General features: G+C 66.2%; 14 protein-coding genes. 3 read left to right on the top strand and 11 right to left on the bottom strand.

Annotation, left to right across the window (positions count from 1 at the left end; translation table 11 throughout):
- Positions 1–2: 2 nt before the first annotated feature.
- Entirely contained in the window at positions 3–4,853 is a 4,851-nt protein-coding gene (locus DCN14_RS09410) for an NAD-glutamate dehydrogenase (RefSeq protein ID WP_096501093.1), read from the bottom strand.
- A gap of 278 nt (positions 4,854–5,131) precedes the next feature.
- Between DCN14_RS09410 and DCN14_RS38655 the strand changes: the two genes are divergently transcribed.
- Entirely contained in the window at positions 5,132–6,175 is a 1,044-nt protein-coding gene (locus tag DCN14_RS38655; RefSeq protein WP_240327193.1) for a class I SAM-dependent methyltransferase, read from the top strand.
- Positions 6,176–6,318: 143 nt separating this feature from the next.
- On the opposite strand, the gene DCN14_RS39135 is transcribed toward DCN14_RS38655, so the two are convergent.
- The 4 genes from DCN14_RS39135 to DCN14_RS09385 all read right to left on the bottom strand — a co-directional run bounded on the left by DCN14_RS39135 (position 6,319) and on the right by DCN14_RS09385 (position 8,854).
- Positions 6,319–6,540 carry a hypothetical protein gene (locus DCN14_RS39135; protein ID WP_096501091.1) on the bottom strand — a complete coding sequence of 74 codons (222 nt, stop codon included), beginning with the start codon at positions 6,538–6,540 and terminating at the stop codon, positions 6,319–6,321.
- A gap of 419 nt (positions 6,541–6,959) precedes the next feature.
- Positions 6,960–7,148: a 4-oxalocrotonate tautomerase gene (locus DCN14_RS09395; protein WP_014898956.1), complete on the bottom strand. Its 189-nt coding sequence runs from the start codon at positions 7,146–7,148 to the stop codon at positions 6,960–6,962.
- Positions 7,149–7,209: 61 nt separating this feature from the next.
- A complete protein-coding gene (locus DCN14_RS09390; protein WP_096501089.1) occupies positions 7,210–7,986 on the bottom strand; it encodes a class II aldolase/adducin family protein in 777 nt (258 codons plus the stop codon).
- Complete coding sequence (locus tag DCN14_RS09385) at positions 7,961–8,854, bottom strand: urea transporter (RefSeq protein ID WP_096501087.1); 894 nt, start codon at positions 8,852–8,854, stop codon at positions 7,961–7,963. The genes DCN14_RS09390 and DCN14_RS09385 overlap by 26 nt, the downstream gene beginning before the upstream one ends.
- A 224-nt stretch (positions 8,855–9,078) precedes the next feature.
- On the opposite strand from DCN14_RS09385, the gene DCN14_RS09380 reads away from it, so the two are divergent.
- Complete coding sequence (locus tag DCN14_RS09380; RefSeq protein ID WP_096501085.1) at positions 9,079–9,633, top strand: putative glycolipid-binding domain-containing protein; 555 nt, start codon at positions 9,079–9,081, stop codon at positions 9,631–9,633.
- Here the strand turns inward: DCN14_RS09380 and DCN14_RS09375 are convergent.
- From DCN14_RS09375 to DCN14_RS09350, 6 genes are all read right to left on the bottom strand, one after another.
- On the bottom strand, positions 9,594–10,508 hold the full coding sequence (locus DCN14_RS09375) for an alpha/beta fold hydrolase (RefSeq protein ID WP_096501083.1): 915 nt from the start codon (positions 10,506–10,508) through the stop codon (positions 9,594–9,596). The genes DCN14_RS09380 and DCN14_RS09375 overlap by 40 nt on opposite strands.
- Before the next feature lie 4 nt (positions 10,509–10,512).
- On the bottom strand, positions 10,513–11,418 hold the full coding sequence (locus DCN14_RS09370) for a metal-dependent hydrolase (RefSeq protein ID WP_096501081.1): 906 nt from the start codon (positions 11,416–11,418) through the stop codon (positions 10,513–10,515).
- Positions 11,415–12,353, bottom strand: a complete 939-nt coding sequence (locus tag DCN14_RS09365) for an SDR family NAD(P)-dependent oxidoreductase (protein ID WP_096501079.1) — start codon at positions 12,351–12,353, stop codon at positions 11,415–11,417. Before DCN14_RS09365 ends, DCN14_RS09370 begins: the two co-directional genes overlap by 4 nt.
- Positions 12,354–12,374: 21 nt before the next feature.
- Positions 12,375–13,952 (bottom strand): NAD(P)/FAD-dependent oxidoreductase, encoded by a 1,578-nt coding sequence (locus tag DCN14_RS09360; RefSeq protein WP_096501077.1) that lies wholly within the window; start codon positions 13,950–13,952, stop codon positions 12,375–12,377.
- A gap of 246 nt (positions 13,953–14,198) precedes the next feature.
- Positions 14,199–14,870, bottom strand: coding sequence for a lysoplasmalogenase (locus DCN14_RS09355; protein ID WP_096501075.1), 672 nt, complete (start codon positions 14,868–14,870; stop codon positions 14,199–14,201).
- Positions 14,871–15,291: 421 nt separating this feature from the next.
- Positions 15,292–15,849, bottom strand: coding sequence for a recombinase family protein (locus tag DCN14_RS09350; RefSeq protein ID WP_096501073.1), 558 nt, complete (start codon positions 15,847–15,849; stop codon positions 15,292–15,294).
- Between the two features lie 935 nt (positions 15,850–16,784).
- Here DCN14_RS09350 and DCN14_RS09345 point away from each other — a divergent pair.
- A complete protein-coding gene (locus tag DCN14_RS09345; RefSeq protein ID WP_096501071.1) occupies positions 16,785–17,186 on the top strand; it encodes a hypothetical protein in 402 nt (133 codons plus the stop codon).
- The last annotated feature ends 43 nt before the right edge of the window (positions 17,187–17,229 follow it).

Raw genomic sequence — 17,229 nt, 5'->3', positions numbered from 1 at the left:
GGTCACGCGCGTTCGAGCACGGCCATCTCGCGCACCACCACGAGCAGCACCGCGAGGCTTGCGCCGCCCGACGCGCGCAGGTCGGCGAGCAGGTGCTCGTAGCGCTGCAGCGCGGCCTCGCGGCGTTCGCGCCACGCGTGGACGATCGTTTCGGGCGCCGTCGAATCCGACGATTCCGAGAGTGCGCTGCTCGCCAGCGCGCGCTTGAGCCGCGCGACTTCCGCGAGCGCCGCCGCGCGCGCCAGCATGTCCCAGTGCGTCGGAGTCGGGAGTGCCGCCGCGCGCTCGCCGATCCATCCGTAGTTGAGCAGTGTGCCGAGCGAGAAGTAGACGCCCGCGACGAGTTCGAGGCTGCGGTCGCAGGTGGCCGCCACTTCGGCGATGTCGAGCAGCGCGGCCGAGATGTCGCCGCTCGCGACGCGCACCGCCAGCGCACTGTCGACACCGGCGTCGACCAGCACGCGCTGCCGCTCGGACAGCGCGTCGAGCACGTCGGCCGGCAGCAGCGACGGCAACTGCGGCGCGATGCGCTGTACCGCGTCGCGGCAGCGCGCGATCAGCCCGGCGACGCCGCCGTCGGCCACCGCGCCCGACTGCAGATGCCGCAGGAACCACAGCGCCGCGCGCTCCAGCAGCCGCGCGACGTCGACGAACATGCGCGCCTGCACGTCGTCGGCGACCCGGTTGTCGAGCGCGTCGATGTCGCGCCACACCGCATCGAGATCGAACACGTCGCGCGCCATGATGCACGCGCGCACGATGTCGCCCGGCTTCGCGTCGGTTTCCTCCATCAGCCGGTGCACGAACGTGCAGCCGACGCGGTTGACGAGCGCGTTGGTCAGGTGCGTCGCCAGAATCTCGCGGCGCAGCGGATGGCGGTGCATCGGTTCGCCGAAGCGCTGTTGCAGCGGCTTCGGGAAGTAGTCGACGAGCATTGCGGCGACGAGCGGATCCTCGGGCACGTCGGTTTCGAGCAGCGCGTCGTAGAGCCACATCTTGCTGTACGCGAGCAGCACCGCGCGCTCCGGCGACGTGAGGCCCTGTTTCGCGGCTTGCCGTTCGGCGATCTCGTCGTCGGTCGGCAGGAATTCGATCACGCGGTTCAGGCGGCCCGCGCGTTCGAGCCAGCGCATCAGGCGCGCCTCGGCGTCGAGCAGCTCGACGCTGTAGCGGCCCGCGATCGACAGCGCCTGCGTCTGGTAGTAGTTGTCGTGCAGCACGAGCAGGCCGACTTCGTCGGTCATTTCCGCGAGCAGGGCGTTGCGCTGCTTCTCGGTCATCTCGCCGTCGGTGACGACGAGCCCGAGCAGAATCTTGATGTTGACTTCGTGATCCGAACAATCGACGCCGGCCGAGTTGTCGATCGCGTCGGTGTTGATGCGCCCGCCGCGCTGCGCGAACTCGATGCGGCCGAACTGCGTGCAGCCCAGGTTGCCGCCTTCGCCGACGACCTTGCAGCGCAGGTCCGCGCCGTTCACGCGCACCGCGTCGTTCGCGCGATCGCCGACCTGCTGATGGGTTTCGTGCGCGGCCTTCACGTAGGTGCCGATGCCGCCGTTGTACAGCAGGTCGACCGGCGCCTGCAGGATCGCGCGGATCAGCTCGGTCGGCGGCAGCGCGTGCGCGTCGATGCCGAGCGCGGCCTGCACGGCCGGCGACAGCGGGATCGTCTTCGCGGTGCGCGGATAGACGCCGCCGCCCGACGAGATCGCGGCCGTATCGTAGTCGGCCCAGCTCGAGCGCTCGAGCGCGAACATCCGCTGGCGCTCCGCGAAGCTCGTCGCCGGATCGGGGTTCGGGTCGAGGAACACGTGCCGGTGATCGAAGGCCGCGACGAGCCGGATATGCGGCGACAGCAGCATCCCGTTGCCGAACACGTCGCCCGACATGTCGCCGACGCCGACCACGGTGAAGTCGGTCGTCTGCGTATCGACGCCCATCTCGCGGAAGTGCCGCTTCACCGATTCCCAAGCACCGCGCGCGGTGATCGCCATCTTCTTGTGGTCGTAGCCGACCGAGCCGCCGGACGCGAACGCGTCGTCGAGCCAGAAGCCGTATTCGTGCGAGATCGCGTTCGCGTAGTCGGAGAAGGTGGCCGTGCCCTTGTCGGCGGCGACGACCAGATACGGATCGTCGGGATCGTGCCGCACCACGTCGGGCGGCGGCACGATCGCGTTGCCGGCGAGGTTGTCGGTCAGGTCGAGCAGCCCGCGCAGGAACGTTTGATAGCACGCGACGCCTTCGCGCATCCACGCTTCGCGATCGCTCGGCGATGGCGGGTTCTTCACGACGAAGCCGCCTTTCGAGCCGACCGGCACGATCACGACGTTCTTCACCATCTGCGCCTTCATCAGCCCGAGCACTTCGGTGCGGAAATCCTCTCGGCGGTCGGACCAGCGCAGGCCGCCGCGCGCGACGCGCCCGCCGCGCAGGTGCACGCCCTCGACGCGCGGCGAATACACCCAGATCTCGAACATCGGTTTCGGTTCGGGCAGGCCCGGCACCTTCGCCGGGTTGAACTTGAACGACAGGTACGGCTTTGGTTCGCCGTTCGCGTCGCGCAGGAAATAGTTGGTGCGTTCGGTCGCGTTGATCACGCCGAGGAACTGGCGCAGGATCCGGTCCTCGTCGAGGTTCGGCACCTGGTCGAGGGCCGTCTCGATCGCCTTCAGCAAGCGTTCGGCCTGCACGTCGCGCGTGCCGCCCGTGTCGCCGGTGGCCGGATCGAAGCGCAGCAGGAACAGTTCGACGAGCTGTCGCGCGATCGCCGGATTGCCGGTCAGCGCGCGCTCGATGTATGCGTCGCTGAACGTCGAGCCGACCTGCCGCAGGTATTTCGCATACGCGCGCAGAATCGTGACCTCGCGCGCGCTCAGATGGGCGCGCAGCACGAGGCGGTTGAAATCGTCGTTCTCGATCCGGCCGCTCCAGATGCGATCGAACGCGTCTTCGAACAGGCCCTTCACGCGCTCGATGTCGAACTCGGTATCGTCGGCAAGTTCGAGCCCGAAGTCGTGCACCCATGCGTGCGCGGTATCCTGCGTCTGGATCCGGTACGGCCGTTCCTCGTCGACGCGCACGCCGAGATGTTCGAGCATCGGCAGGCTGCGCGACAGCGCGATCGGGTCGCCGGCGCGATACACCTTGAAGCGGAACGCGCGCGGCTCCGCCTCGATCGGGCGGTACAGGTTCATCGCGAGCTGGCCGGATGCCTTCACGCGTTCGATCAGCTCGATGTCGCGCACGGCCGTGCGCGCCGGATAGTCGTCGCGATAGCCGGCCGGGAACGAATCCGCATAGCGCTGCAGCAGGCGGTTGCCTTGCTCCTCGCCGAATGCGTCGAGCAGCGCGTCGGCCAGATCGTCCTGCCAGCGGCGCGCGACCTGCACGAGCCGCGTTTCGAGCTCGCGCGTGTCGACGTCGGGCATCGTGCCCGGTTCCGCATGGACGACGAAGTGAATGCGGGCGATCGCCGATTCCGACAGCAGCGGCGTGAATTCGACGTTCACGCCGTTGTACGCGTCGACGAGCAGCTTCGCGATGCGCCGGCGCAGGTCGGTGTTGTACTTGTCGCGCGGCACGAACGCGAGGCACGACACGAAGCGGTCGAAGCGGTCGCGCCGCACGAACAGGCGCGTGCGCTGATGTTCCTGCAGCCGCAGGATGCCGAGCGCGATGTCGTAGAGCTGGTCTTCGTCGGCCTGGAACAGTTCGTCGCGCGGATAGGTTTCGAGCACCGTCACCAGCGACTTGCCGAGATGTCCTTTCGGCAAGAAGCCCGCGCGCTGCACGATGTTTGCGCATTTGCGGCGCACGATCGGAATCTCGGTGTACGAGCCGAAATAGGCGGTCGACGTATAGAGCCCGATGAAGCGTCGCTCGCCCGCCACTTTCCCGTCGGGGCCGACGAGCTTCACGCCGACGTAGTCGAGATAGCCGGGCCGGTGCACGGTCGCGCGCGAATTCGCCTTGGTCACGAAGATCGGCCAGGGGCCGGTGATGATCTCGGCGGCGGCCGGCGGCAGCGGCGTCACGTCCGGCGCGCCGGACGGACGCAGCGCGTCGCGCAGCAGGCCGAGGCCCGGACTTTCCATCCCGCGCAGGCCGAAGCCCGGGCCGTCGGACACCAGCGCGTAATCGCGCTGGCCGAGGAAGGTGAAGTGGTCGGCCACCATCCATTCGAGGAACGCGCGCGCTTCGATGTCTTCCGCGGTCGATTCGCGGGCTTTCATGTCCTTGATCGTCGCGCGCGCGATGTCGACGATCTTCGGCCAGTCCTCGACCGACGCGCGCACGTCGCCGAGCACGCGCGCGATGTCGTCGCGCAGCGTGTCGAGCAGGGCGGCGTCGCCGCAGCGGTCGACTTCGAAATGGATGAACGATGCGAGTTGCGACCGGTTGTCGTCGGACGTTGCGCCGCCGGCGTCGACGCGCTCGATGCCGCCGTTGCTGCCGCGCCAGATGCGGAACACCGGATGCAGCGCGGAGTGCAGCGCGAGCCCCAGGCGGTTGACGGCCATCGTCACCGAGTCGACGAGAAACGGCATGTCGTCGTTGACGATCTCGATCACCGTGTGATCCGAGTGCCAGCCGTGCTGTTCGAGGATCGGGTTGTACACGCGCAGCCGCTCGCTGCCGGGCACGAATTTCTGGGCGGTCTGCCAGTGCGCCATGGCGGCGCCATACAGGTCGGCGATGCTGCGATTCTGCAGATCGTCGGCGTCGACGAAATCGTAGTAGTGACGCAAGAACGGTTCGACGATCCGGAACGTCGCTTCGGGCAGCCGCCCGCGCGCGAACTCGACGACGTCGGAGAGCAGGTGTGCGACGACTTCCTCGTTCTTCGCTTCCATGGCGGTCTCCTGTCGGGTGGCCATTGGCTGCTGCGTCTGTCCGGCATTATGCGCCGATTGCGTGACGGGACGATGTGCGGGCGCACAACGAACGGGCATGCATGGGCGAGCCGACGCGCCAGTGCAAGCCCGCATGATGGCGGTGGGTTACGATTTACTGCATGATGTCGTACCCGTTTCGGCCGGTTCCCAGGGTGCGAGCCCACATTCGACGGTATCTGACAGTAAGTACGCGGTAAGCCATCTTCGGAGAAATTTGATAGATGAACATCACGCGCATGACCCCGTTTCGTCAAATGACCCGCATGTATCACGCGGTGCTGGATATTCAGAATTCGCTGTCGCAGTTCGCCGTGTCCGCGCAAACCAAAAGCGATCGTCACCTCGGCGATATCGAAGCGCTCAACGCGCGAATTGCGCAGTTGGAATCCACGTGCAGGGAATTGACCGACATGGTCAGGCAGCCGCCGCGCGTCGTCGAACGGCCGTTCGTGCCGTCTCCGCCGTTCACCGCCACCTCGCAACCCGGGGAGTTCGCGCGGTATTCAACCTGCAGCGTCGCGGATTTCTACCATCCGCGCTTCCTCGAAATCTGCGGGATGCTGAATCACCACTTCGTGTTTCACCGCAAATTGTGGGAATGGGTTTTCGTGATCCACCATTTGCTGCAGTCGGGCGAGGTGAAACCGGGCGCGCGCGGGCTGGTATTCGGCGTCGGCAGCGAGCGATTACCGGCGCTGTTCGCGAAGCTGGGCGCGCAGATCGTCGCGACCGACGCGCCGGAGGAAATCGGCGAAGCGAACGGCTGGAAAGCCACCGGCCAGCACAGCGCGGCGTCGTCGCAGATTCGCTACGAGGACATCGTCGACGGACGCCTGTTCGACGAGCGCGTGTCTTACGAGGCGTGCGACATGAATCACATTCCGGACCATCTGCGCGATTTCGACTTCAACTGGTCGTCGTGCTGCTTCGAGCATCTCGGCGATCTCGAGGCCGGCAAGCAGTTCGTCGTCAATGCGGTGGAAAAGTGCCTGCGCGTGGGCGGTGTCGCGGTCCATACGACGGAATTCAACCTGACCTCCGACGACGACACGCTCGACAGCGGACAAACCGTGCTGTACCGCCGTCGCGACATGGTGGAGCTGGTCGAGCGGCTGAGAAGCCGCGGGCACGAGGTCCAGCCGTTCGTTGTCGCGCCGGACGCGCACCCGCTCGATTTTCACGTCGACGCGCCGCCTTACAAGAACATCCCGCATCTGAAGCTGGCGTACGAGAAGTACGTGGGCACGTCGGTCGGGTTGGTCGTCAGGCGCGGGCGATAGCCGGGCGAAGCTGCGTCGAGCCTGGCGTTGCGTCTGTTCGGCGCCATGCACGCGACGGCGCGACGGCGAGACGTGCGGGCGCACAATGGAGTAGAGGGAAGCGCTGGGCGCAACGCCTGTTCGCGGCGTTGCGCGGGAGGACATCAAGCCAGACCCGGCGGCTTCAGGTCGGGGTGCCGCGCATAGAGCGGGTTCATAAAGTCGATCAGCATCGTGGCCAACACCTGCGACACGAATTCGCGATAGGCGACGAATTCCGAATCCGGACACGACGCCTTGACGGTCAGCAGGGAGCGATCCAGTTCGGCTCCCATTTGCAAGACCATGTCGTTCAAGGCACTTGCGATTTGTTTGTCGGAGATCATGGGTTCGAACCGCCTGACGGGCCGCCGAAACTGGCGTACGAGAAGGATATCAACGAAAGCAACGGAGCGGAAAAACAGCTTTTGAGTGTCATGGTTTTCGCCTGCGATGATGACGAGTTCTTGCTGGGTTTCATCGCTGGCATTGACGCCAAAAGAAGGCGACCGGCTGGCTGGATCTGGTCGGAAACTGATGCCGCCGTTTTCGTTACGCGGGGTTGTTTTTTTTAGATCAGGAAAACTAATTGATAAGAGGGTAGCTGTCAACGCCAATATATTGAGATATCAAGCCGTTGCAGTATGTGTCGCGAGAGGATGAGGGCTGGAGCGCCGGCGTACTCACCACAGCCGGACGGTCGAGCGCACACTGTTTGACGACGCCGAGCGGGACACCCCCGCCCGTCATCCGCCCGCTGCCGGCGTCAGCGCTCGTCGCTCCACAGCTTCCCGGCCGTCGCCCAGTTCTCCTTCTTCACGTCGGCAAGGATGATGTCGACCGAGCCCGGGTCGCAGCCGAGCGTCTCGCACGTGACGCGCGTGATCGCTTCGACGAATGCGCGCTTCTGCTCGACCGTGCGGCCTTCGAACAACTGGATATTGAAAGTCGGCATGACTGAATGCTCCGATGGTTGGGGGTGAACGATTCGTCGGGATAGTGGCGACGGCGGCCGGTCAGTCGCGATACGACCGGTCGATCCGGTCGAGACGGCGCAGCAGCGCCGGCCATTCCAGTGCGCCTTCGATCGCGCCGCCGTCGCGCAACTGCTCGGCCGTGCGGTCGGCGACAGCGGGTTCGGGCAGCACCAGCGGCCCGCCGCCTGCCTGCGCACGCACCTGGATGTCGCAGGCCTTGATCAGCGTATCCATCAGCACGTAAGCCTCGGCGACCGTGCGGCCGACCGTCAGCGTACCGTGGTTGCGCAGCAGCATCGCGGCTTTCGCGCCGAGGCTCGCGGTCAGCCGCGCGCCTTCGGCCGGTGAGAACGCGAGCGCTTCGTAGTCGTGGTACGCGAGGTCGCCATGAAACCGCAGCGCGTGCTGCGACGCGGGCAGCAGCCCGTCGCGCTGGATCGACACCGCGATGCCGGCGGTATTGTGCAGATGCATCACGCAGACGGCGTCCGGCCGCGCGGCGTGCACGGCCGCGTGCAGCGCGAAGCCCGTCACGTTGACCGCGTGTTCGCTGTCGCCGATCCGGTTGCCCGCCAGGTCGATCTTCACGAGGTTCGACGCACACACTTCGTCGAACGTGAGACCGAACGGGTTGATCAGGAAATGGCCGGGCTCGCCCGGCACCGTCGCGGAAAGGTGCGTGTAGATCAGGTCGTCCCAGCCGTTCAGCGCGACGAGGCGATAGGCGGCGGCGAGATCGATGCGCAGCCGGCGCTCGGCGTCCGAGATCGGACCGCCGGGTTTCACGGCATCAGGACGGTGTGCGAATGACGACATCGGGTTCTCCGAGGGTAAAGCGGCGCGCGACGGCCACCGTGATCCACGACGCGAGCGCGAACGGCGCGGTGAGCGCGACGATGCCCGCCTGCATCGCAAACCACTGGATCAGCGCGGCCAGCGCGGCGGCGGCCAGCGCCGCGCGGGTGCCGCGCGACATCAGCGCGAGTGCGGCGAGCGCGCCGTTGAAGCCTAGCAGGCCGTCGGCGAACGTGGCGCCGCTCGCGCCGAGCGCGACCAGCAGCACGGTCGACACGAGCGCGCCGGCCAGCGCGAGCGCGGCCGCGCGTCGCGATGCGGCGGCGATGCCGGCGACGATCAGCGCGCCGGCCCACGCGCCTTGCGCGAACGTGGTTTGTGCGACGCCCGACAGCAGCGCGGGGGCGAACGATTCGAGCGTCGGAGCGGTCGCGGCAGACATCGCGCCTGCATGCTGCGCCGCGACAAACGGCAGCCACAGCACGGTGGCGACGAGGCACGGGCTCGAATACGGACATTGCCGCCATTTCGCGAGCGGCGTGCGGATCGCGCGCTGCACGAGCCCGGCGCCGGTCGCGGCGAGCGGCACCAGCGCGAGTGTCGCGAGCGCGCTCGGGGCGAACAGCACGACCACCAGCGCGGCCAGCGCGCCGTTGAAGCCGTGCAGCCCCTGTTCGACGTCGCGGCGCGGTGCGCCGGTCAGCACCGCGGTCAGGTTCGCGCCCGCCGCGCCGACGAGCGCCGCGCACGCGAGCCGCAGGTCGGTCAGCGCAAGGGCGGCGACCAGCATCGCGCCCGTGAACGCGTTCGCCTGCAGCACGATCTGTCCGATACTGCGCAGCAGGATGCGCAGGTCGATCGACGGCGAAGCGGAGCGGGCGGTAGGCATGGTGACGGCGGAACAGGACGAGCCGCGAGCATAGGACACAATGTCATGCACCGGAATAGGGAATTCTGGATAGTCGGAATTTGTGGCGGGTGCCCTGAAGTGGGGCAAGGAGCGGCGGTCGGTGCTATTCCGGAGCGCGGATCAGCGTTTTCGCCGGATTTGTAAGACCGGATAGCAGGTTCGGATCGTTGCTATTGTTTTCGTGCATGCAAGGAGACGGAACGATGCGGGAAGTACGCTGGGCGTCGCTCGAGGGCGACGGGATCGAACACCTGACGTTCGAGCGGAGCGACGGCGGCATCGTCGTCGAAAGCGCGGTGGTCGGCCAGCGGTACGGCCGCGCGTACGGGCTGGCGTACCGGGTCGAGTGCGATCCGCAGTGGCGGGTGACGTACGCGGTGCTCCGGGTGATGGGCGGCGGCACGCTCGAACTGCGCGGCGACGGGGCGGGGCACTGGCGCGACGGCGCAGGCCGTGCGCTGCCGGAGCTGGACGGCTGCGTCGACATCGACATCGCGGCCACGCCGTTCACGAATGCGCTGCCGATCGGCCGCCTCGGCCTCGCGCGCGGCGAACGGCGGCCGATCGACGTCGCCTACATCTCGACGCCGGACCTGACCGTGAAGCCGGTCAAGCAGGCCTATGCGTGCATCGAGCCCGGCCGGCGCTATCGCTACGAAGGGATCTTCCGGGATTTCACCGCGGAAATGAACATCGACGCCGACGGGCTCGTGATCGACTACGAAACGCTGTTCAAGCGCCTGCCGACGGTGCGCTGAATCGCTGCGGGCGCTGTCGTCGCGACCGCCGGCCTTTCCTGCGCCGTCGCGAACCGATCGATCCGCGATGCGATCAGATCGGGATCGCGCAGCACGATCCAGTGTGCGCCGTCGATTTCCTCGCGCACGTGCTCACCGAGCCAGCGGTCGAGATCGATCGACATCTCCGGCGTCACATAGCGATCGCGCACCGGCACGAGAATCTGCACCGGCGCCTGCGCATGCCGTTCGCGCGGCTTGCTGGCCCGCGCGAGGAAATTCGCGCGATAGAGTTTCAGCCCGTTCAGCGCATTCTTCAGCTGGGAAGGATCGCGTTCCGGCCGCACGCGTTCGGTGAGCTGCAGCCAGCGCGGCCACAGCGCGGCGGCGCCGAGCCGCCAGACCAGCGACGGCACGACCGGCAGATGGAAGAACGCGATGTACCACGACTTCAGGCTTTGCCTGAGCCGCATCTTCGCGCGGAACACGTGATCGAGGCACGGGCCGGAGATCGACGTGTACGACGCGATCCGGCCGCGAAACGCCGGGTCGGTCACGGCCTCCCAGCACTGGATCGAGCCCCAGTCGTGGCCGACCAGATGGAACGGCCGGCCGCCGCAGGTCGCGTCGGCGACGGCCTTCAGGTCGTCCGCGAGCCGCGCGAGCGCGTAGTCCGCACGACGGCGCGGCGCATCGGATGCGCCGGCGCCGCGCACGTCGTACGCGATCACGCGATAGCGCTTCGCGAGCCGTGCGCGGATCGGCGCCCATACGGCCGCCGAATCGGGGTAGCCGTGCACCAGGATCAGCGGCGGCGCGCGACGCGGGCCGCTGACGTAGACGGCGAGTTTCACGTCGCCGGAGCGGACGGTCAGCATCTCGTGTGCGCGCGCCATGGCGTCATGCCTGCGGAACCGGATGCAGCGGCACGCGGCGCGGCGCGGCCTGTGCCGCATAGCGCGCGTTGGTCGCATCGATGTTCGCGAGCAGCGTGTCGAGCCCCTGCAGATACTGGTGGTTGTCGTGGTCCCACGGATGGAAGCCCGGACGGAAATAGTCGAGCCATTCGCCCGCGATGCTCGGGAACACGCCGGTCTTCGGGCTGTACAGATACTTCACGAGACGCCACATGCCGCCGAACCCGCCGTGCCTGCGACGATGCGACAGCATCAGCCGCACGTGGAAGTCGAACACGATCGTCCAGAACATCGCGGTGGTCAGCAGCATCGTGGTGGTGCGCAGCAGGTAGCGGCCGATGCCCGGCTTCATCACGGCGTTCCATACGTCGTACGACACGGCCTTGTGCTCCGTTTCCTCCATCGCGTGCCACATCCACATCTGCTGATAGCCTTCGACCGACCCGTCGATCCGGTGCTCGTGGCCCGACAGCAGCTGGTTCGCGAGGATCGCGGTGTAGTGCTCGAGGGCGATCGTGATCGCGAGCTGCATCGAGTGCGGCAGCACTTTCCTGAAGAAGCCGAGGATCGTCCACAGCCGCTTGTCGAGCTTGTGCGCGGGCAGGCCGGACGATTGCAGCAGGTCGTTGTACTCGATGTGCTCGCGCGTGTGCATCGCTTCCTGGCCGATGAAGCCGAGCACCTGCTTCTTCAGCTCCGGATCCTCGATGCGGTCGCGATAGTTGCGCACCGAGTCCATGAAGAAGCGCTCGCCGGCCGGGAACAGCAGCGACAGCGCGTTCATGAAGTGCGTGACCGGCACGCCCTGGACGTGCCAGTCCTTCGCGTGTTCGGGCGGCAGCGCGAACCGGATGTCGCGCCGCACGGGCATCATGTTCGGTGTCGTCATGATTGTTCTCCTCCCTGATTGCCTGCGTTGTTGTAGGTGGCGTGAAGCGGGGCGGCCGTCGGCACGCCGTAGCGGGCCGCCGTGCGGCGGGCCTTCGCGGCCTCGCGGCGCGACTTCAGCACGACGAGCGCCTGATACGCGGCCGGCAGCACGCGCACCATCCAGTCGGCGGCCTTCGCGTCGCGGCCGATCAGCACGCGGCGCTTGTTCCTGCGCACGCCGGCGAGGATCGTGCGCGCCGCGTCGTCCGGCGTCGTGATGAAGAACTTCTCGAAGTCGTCCTTGCCTTGCTGCTCGCTCTCGATCATGAAGCCGATCATGTTCTTCGCGATGCGGCTCGACTGCGCGATGTTGGTGCGGATGCCGCCCGGATGCACGCAGGTGGCCGACACGCCGCAGCGCTGCATGTCGAGCTCCTGGCGCAGCGATTCGGTGAAGCCGCGCACCGCGTACTTGGTCGCGTTGTAGCCGCTCATCCCCGGCTGCGCGAAGATCCCGAAGATGCTCGACGTGTTGATCACGTGGCCGTCGCCGGTCGCCTTCAGGTGCGGCAGGAATGCTTTCGTGCCGTGCACGACGCCCCAGAAGTTGATGTTCATGATCCACTCGAGATCGCTGTATTCCATGCCGTCGATCGTGCTCGACAGCGCGACGCCCGCGTTGTTGAACACGAGGTTGACCTTGCCGTGTTCCCGCGCGGTTTCGTCGGCCCACGCGAACATCGCGTCGCGGTCGCCGACGTCGAGCACGCGCGTCGAGACGCGCACCTTCGGCGCGATCGCGCGGACGATCCGCTCGGTTTCGGCGAGGCCGACGCCGTTCTTGTCGGCGAGCGACACGTGGCAGCCGGCCTGCGCGAGCTGGACCGCGAGCGAGCGGCCCATGCCCGAGCCTGCGCCCGTGATCGCGGCGACCTTGTTGGCGAAATCTCTCATGTCGGTGGCTCCTTGTCTGACTCAGGCCGCTTCGATGGAAGCGGAAGCGGCGGGCGCGGCGACGGGCCGCGCGCTGGTGTCGTATTGCGGCGCGCGATACGCGTGGTAATCGGCGATCGAGAAGTGCGCGGTCGCCTGGCGGAAGCGCCAGGTGAAGCCCGGCCACAGCGTCGTGTTCTTGCCGGTGCGCGGATCGAGATACCAGCTCTTGCAGCCGCCGGTCGACCAGATCGCCTTCTTCAGCTTGCCTTGCAGCGCGCTGTTGAACTGCGCCTCGACGAGCGGGCGCACCTCGATCGCATCCGCGCGTTCGCGGTGCATTGCCTGCAGCGCGCCGAGGATGTATTCGATCTGCGACTCGATCATGAACACCATCGAGTTGTGGCCGAGGCCCGTGTTCGGGCCGACGATCATGAAGAAGTTCGGGTAGCCCGGCAGCGTCGTGCCGAGATACGCGTGCGCGCCGTCGCGCCACGCATCGACGATGTCGAGGCCGCCGCGGCCGATGATCGCGCCGCGCGGATACGGGTCGGCGACCTGGAAGCCCGTGCCGTAGATCAGGCAGTCGACTTCATGGCGCTTGCCGTCGGTCGTCACGACCGCATCGGCTTCGATGTGGTCGATGCCGGTCGTGATCACGTCGACGTTCTTGCGCGACAGCGCCGGGTAGTAGTCGTTCGAGATCAGCACGCGCTTGCAGCCGAGCGTGTAGTCCGGCGTGACGGCCTGGCGCAGCGCCGGATCGGGAATCTGCTTGCGGATGTGGCGCAGCGCGAGCTTCTGCACGTTCTTCATCAGCCCCGGATGGATCGCGAAGCCGAGCACGCGCGATTCGAGCATCCAGTAGATGCCGCTGCGCACGGCCTTCTGCGTGAACGGCAGCGTACGGAACAGCCACTTCTCCACGCCGCTCAGGTTGCGGTCGGGTTTCGGCATGATCCACGGCGGCGTGCGCTGGAACAGCGCGAGCGCCTTCACGCGCGGCGCGATCTGCGGCACGAACTGGATCGCGCTCGCGCCGGTGCCGATCACCGCGACGCGCTTGCCTTCGAGCGCGTAGTCGTGATCCCACTGCTGCGAATGGAACGCGCGGCCCTGGAAGGTTTCGACGCCGGGAATCGCCGGCAGCGCGGCGCGCGACAGGCCGCCCATTCCCGACACCAGCACGCGCGCCGACAGCCGCTTGCCGTTCGCGAACGTGAGGCGCCAGCGCTGCGCGGCTTCGTCGTACTCGGCGCGCCGCAACTCGTGGTTCAGGCGCAGGTGCGGGCCGACGCCGAAGCGCTGCACGCAGTCTTCCAGATACGCGCGGATTTCCGGCTGCGGCGCGAACATGCGCGTCCAGCGCGGGTTCGGCGCGAACGAGAACGAATAGACGTGCGATTGCACGTCGCATGCACACCCGGGGTAATGATTGTCGCGCCACGTGCCGCCGACCGACGCCGCCTTTTCGAGGACGACGAAGTCGGTGACGCCTGTTTGCCGCAGGCGAATGGCCATCCCGAGACCGGCGAAGCCGGTGCCGATGATGGCGATGTCGATGGTTTCGTCCAGGCCGTCGTGGCCGGGCGGGCCGAAAGGCAACGTGCGAGCATTCATCCGGGTGTCTCCGATTTGGCTCATTTTCGAATGTTACATTGTTTGATGTAACGATAGTGGGTGAGCCCGGAAACCGCAAGAGGCTAGAAGCGGCGCTCTAAGGGCCGGAAGCCACGCGGGAAAAGGCTGAGCGGGGTTTGGAACGGTTCGGTTTCCGCATCGCGGGAGGCGCGGAAACGGCCGTCGGCGGGGCGTGGGAGGCAGCGGGCGAGGCCGCCGGCATGCGGCGGCCTGTTTGAAACACAATCAGGGACGGATCGAGCGGGCGGTCGTCTCATGGAAAACCCCGGCCACGATCGTGACCTGCGCGAGCGCGTAGAGCCCCCAGATCAGGTAGTCGATGCCGGGAAAGCCGCCGAGGAAGCGGCCGACGCCGATCAGCGTGTCGGAGCCGACGAAGATCAGGCTGCCGACGGCGACCAGCGGGCCGCGCGTGCGGGCCGCCAGCGCGAAGCTCGCCATCGCGCACAGCACGAGCATGTAGACGGCCACCGGCGCGAGCAGCTCGCCCAGGTGCGGCAGGAACGCGGTGTAGAACGCCGGCGCGGCGATCCACAGCGCGATCAGCGCGACGATGCGCCAGCCGTGCGGCCGCGCGCGCCAGCGCAGGAAGATCGCGCAGTAGCACAGATGCGTGAGCAGGAAGGCGCCGAGGCCGAGCACGAACGACAGCGGCCAGTCGGGCAGCGCGAGCAGCACGTCGCCGAGCACGGCTGTCGCGAGCGCCGCGCACAGCCACGTGCGTTCGCGCGGCGCGGCGCAGGTGCTGCCGGCCGCGAGCAGCAGGATGCCCATTGCCGCTTTCGCGGCCGCCTGGCCGGGATAGGGGGCGGCCGCGAGCGACAGTCCGTACAGCAACGCGGCGGCGACGGCGAGCGGCCAGAGCCGGCGATAGGTGGCGGGAAGCGTGGCGATCAAGGCGGGGGTCTCCGGGTTCTCGTTGCCTGCGGCCGATGGCGGTGCCTTCGCGGCCGTGACTGCCGGCCATTATCCGGAAGAACGGTGGCGCGGGAACCGGCGAATCCTTCTAGATCGGTCGTGACGACGGCAGTGGCGGCGTGGTGTCATTTCGTCGCGCCGGGCGAGACGGACGCCCCGCGCAGGGGGGCCACCGGCTGGCGCCGTAAAGTTGCTTGCGCAACCATGTGGCGCCTTTTTGAAGGTGCCGGCCGGCCGGTTGCTCGCCGTCGAACCGATCGGACAACCGGACCGGCTGCCTCGAGGGCTGCGTCACGCGGCGCTGACCGGATTTCGCGACGCCATCGGAGCGGCGCGGCATGCGCGCGAACGATCGTGCATCTGTCGCGCCGTGTTGTCGTGCCCGGTGCGGCGTGGCCGATTATTCGGCCGTCTGGTCGGCGAGCATCCGTTTCAGCGTTCGTGGATGAACGCTGAAATACTGCGCGACGTCGGTCATCGACTGGGTCTTCAGCATCTCCAGCGCCTGTGCGCGTTGCTGCGCGTCGAGCGCGCGCTTGCGACCGAGTGCCTTCCCGCGCGCCCGTGCTGCGGCCATGCCGGCGCGCGTTCGTTCGCTGATCAGGCTTCGCTCGAACTGGGCGAGGGCGGCCATCATGTGAAAGATCAGGATGCCGCCCGAGGATTTCGTATTGATCGATTCCATGATCGAACCGAACTGAACGCCGCGGCCCTCGAGATGCGTGACGAGGTCCACCAGTTTGCCGAGCGAGCGGCCAAGGCGATCGAGACGCCAGACCATCAGCAAATCACCGGATGCGAGCTTTTCCAGCGCGGCATCGAGGCCGGGGCGGCAGAAGTCGGCGCCGGAGATGCCCTGATCGCTGAAGATCCTGTTGCAGCCGGCCTGGGTCAACGCATCGATCTGCAATTGCAGATTCTGTTCGTCCGTCGACACCCGTGCATATCCGATGATCATGTCGTCCTCCGCTTTCGTTCTAGGCCGAAGGCAAGACAGGCGTGCATGCAGGGTTGTGTGATCCTCTCGTATCGATGTCGCGTCATTCGATGGCGACGTTCTTGTATTTGCTTCAATACCTTCAATTTAACCTCTTAATAAGGGTGGCTATCCCGCCGGACCGGGCAGCTGACAACCGGCGAGCGGCCGCTGCCTCGGACGGGGCGAGGTTCGGCGCTTTTGAGTCCCGATTGCTGAAATGAGACGGTATATGCCGCTTTTAAATTTGAACGGCAACGCTATTCGGCGATCGGCGACGCACGGAATTTTGCAATTGGGAATTAACCCGGTGCCGGAGTCGCGGGCTATCAAAAAGCACGAAAACGTTTAAATGCGAGGAGATATATTCGTCCCACCATTCCAATCGTTAAGAATGGTTAACTTCAGGACGCCCGTGTAAATTCTACTGGACAAAAAGGGTCGGTTTTGTCCGGCCCATCAGCAAGCCGGGCACCCCCTGATACGACGGACCTTCGCCGGTACCGAAGAGCTTTTCTAGGAATTTGATACAAGGGACCGGTTTTGTTCAGGCCCCGAGTTGGCGGCGAAATGCAAAAAATTCCAAGGATTCACGTTTGGTCCGGCTTTTGCCCTGCTCGTCATCCGTTTCGGAGTACCTCTGAGTCGGTAATTATTGCTGATCGTTGAGTGCGGATAATCACTGAAAGACAGTGGAGTGGATGTGTTGTCAATCAGCAACAAGTCACCAGCGAATGCGATGCCTGCGAGGTCGAGTCGTACGCGTTGCCGGCAACGCGTGCCGCTTCGTCGAAGCGATTTTCCAGGGAACGGGTATTTTTCGATTCGAATTAACTGATATTTAATTTGTGGATCCCTGGCGAATTATTGAGCTGATCGATTGAATTTCTGTTTTATGGATTGACAGGCGGCATCAAATGGGCAAACCCGCTGAAGAGATGGATCGACCGGATTGCGGCGGCATATTCGCGCAGGCAAGCCAGATGATTGCCGCTTTGTTGAGCGTGTCTTCTCTCGAGCACATCGAGGATGTGGACGCGTATGTCGGCTCGCTGGAGGCCGTCGTGTTCGAACTCATAGCACGGCGCGTCGACAGGGCATCACGATGCGCGGCACGGGCGGCATACAGGCAGGGTATCGCGACGGGATTTCGTGATTCGGCGCAGCGCGTGTCGCATGACGCGCTGCCGGGCGCGTCGAGGCATTCGCAACGGCAGGTATCGCCGCAATTGACGGCGATAAGACAGGCGGGCGAAGAGCATGGCCGGGCGATTCGGCTCGAGATTGCTCGAGGGAGGGCGATGGCTCACGGTGACTGACGACGTGCACGGGGCTGGGCGGACCGTAGGCGGGATCGAGTAG

It is taken from the genome of Burkholderia sp. IDO3 (genome assembly GCF_003366075.1).
Taxonomy (GTDB): Bacteria; Pseudomonadota; Gammaproteobacteria; order Burkholderiales; family Burkholderiaceae; genus Burkholderia; species Burkholderia anthina.
The sequence above is the reverse complement of the archived record's forward strand: the minus strand, read 5'-3'. Positions and strand labels throughout refer to the sequence as shown.

Bases quoted from the DNA above. Each gene is read 5' to 3' on its own strand.
- DCN14_RS09410 (WP_096501093.1), bottom strand. From the start codon at position 4,853: ATGGAAGCGAAGAACGAGGAAGTCGTCGCACACCTGCTCTCCGACGTC.
- DCN14_RS38655 (WP_240327193.1), top strand. From the start codon at position 5,132: ATGACCCCGTTTCGTCAAATGACCCGCATGTATCACGCGGTGCTGGAT.
- DCN14_RS39135 (WP_096501091.1), bottom strand. From the start codon at position 6,540: ATGATCTCCGACAAACAAATCGCAAGTGCCTTGAACGACATGGTCTTG.
- DCN14_RS09395 (WP_014898956.1), bottom strand. From the start codon at position 7,148: ATGCCGACTTTCAATATCCAGTTGTTCGAAGGCCGCACGGTCGAGCAG.
- DCN14_RS09390 (WP_096501089.1), bottom strand. From the start codon at position 7,986: ATGTCGTCATTCGCACACCGTCCTGATGCCGTGAAACCCGGCGGTCCG.
- DCN14_RS09385 (WP_096501087.1), bottom strand. From the start codon at position 8,854: ATGCCTACCGCCCGCTCCGCTTCGCCGTCGATCGACCTGCGCATCCTG.
- DCN14_RS09380 (WP_096501085.1), top strand. From the start codon at position 9,079: ATGCGGGAAGTACGCTGGGCGTCGCTCGAGGGCGACGGGATCGAACAC.
- DCN14_RS09375 (WP_096501083.1), bottom strand. From the start codon at position 10,508: ATGGCGCGCGCACACGAGATGCTGACCGTCCGCTCCGGCGACGTGAAA.
- DCN14_RS09370 (WP_096501081.1), bottom strand. From the start codon at position 11,418: ATGACGACACCGAACATGATGCCCGTGCGGCGCGACATCCGGTTCGCG.
- DCN14_RS09365 (WP_096501079.1), bottom strand. From the start codon at position 12,353: ATGAGAGATTTCGCCAACAAGGTCGCCGCGATCACGGGCGCAGGCTCG.
- DCN14_RS09360 (WP_096501077.1), bottom strand. From the start codon at position 13,952: ATGAATGCTCGCACGTTGCCTTTCGGCCCGCCCGGCCACGACGGCCTG.
- DCN14_RS09350 (WP_096501073.1), bottom strand. From the start codon at position 15,849: ATGATCATCGGATATGCACGGGTGTCGACGGACGAACAGAATCTGCAA.
- DCN14_RS09345 (WP_096501071.1), top strand. From the start codon at position 16,785: ATGGGCAAACCCGCTGAAGAGATGGATCGACCGGATTGCGGCGGCATA.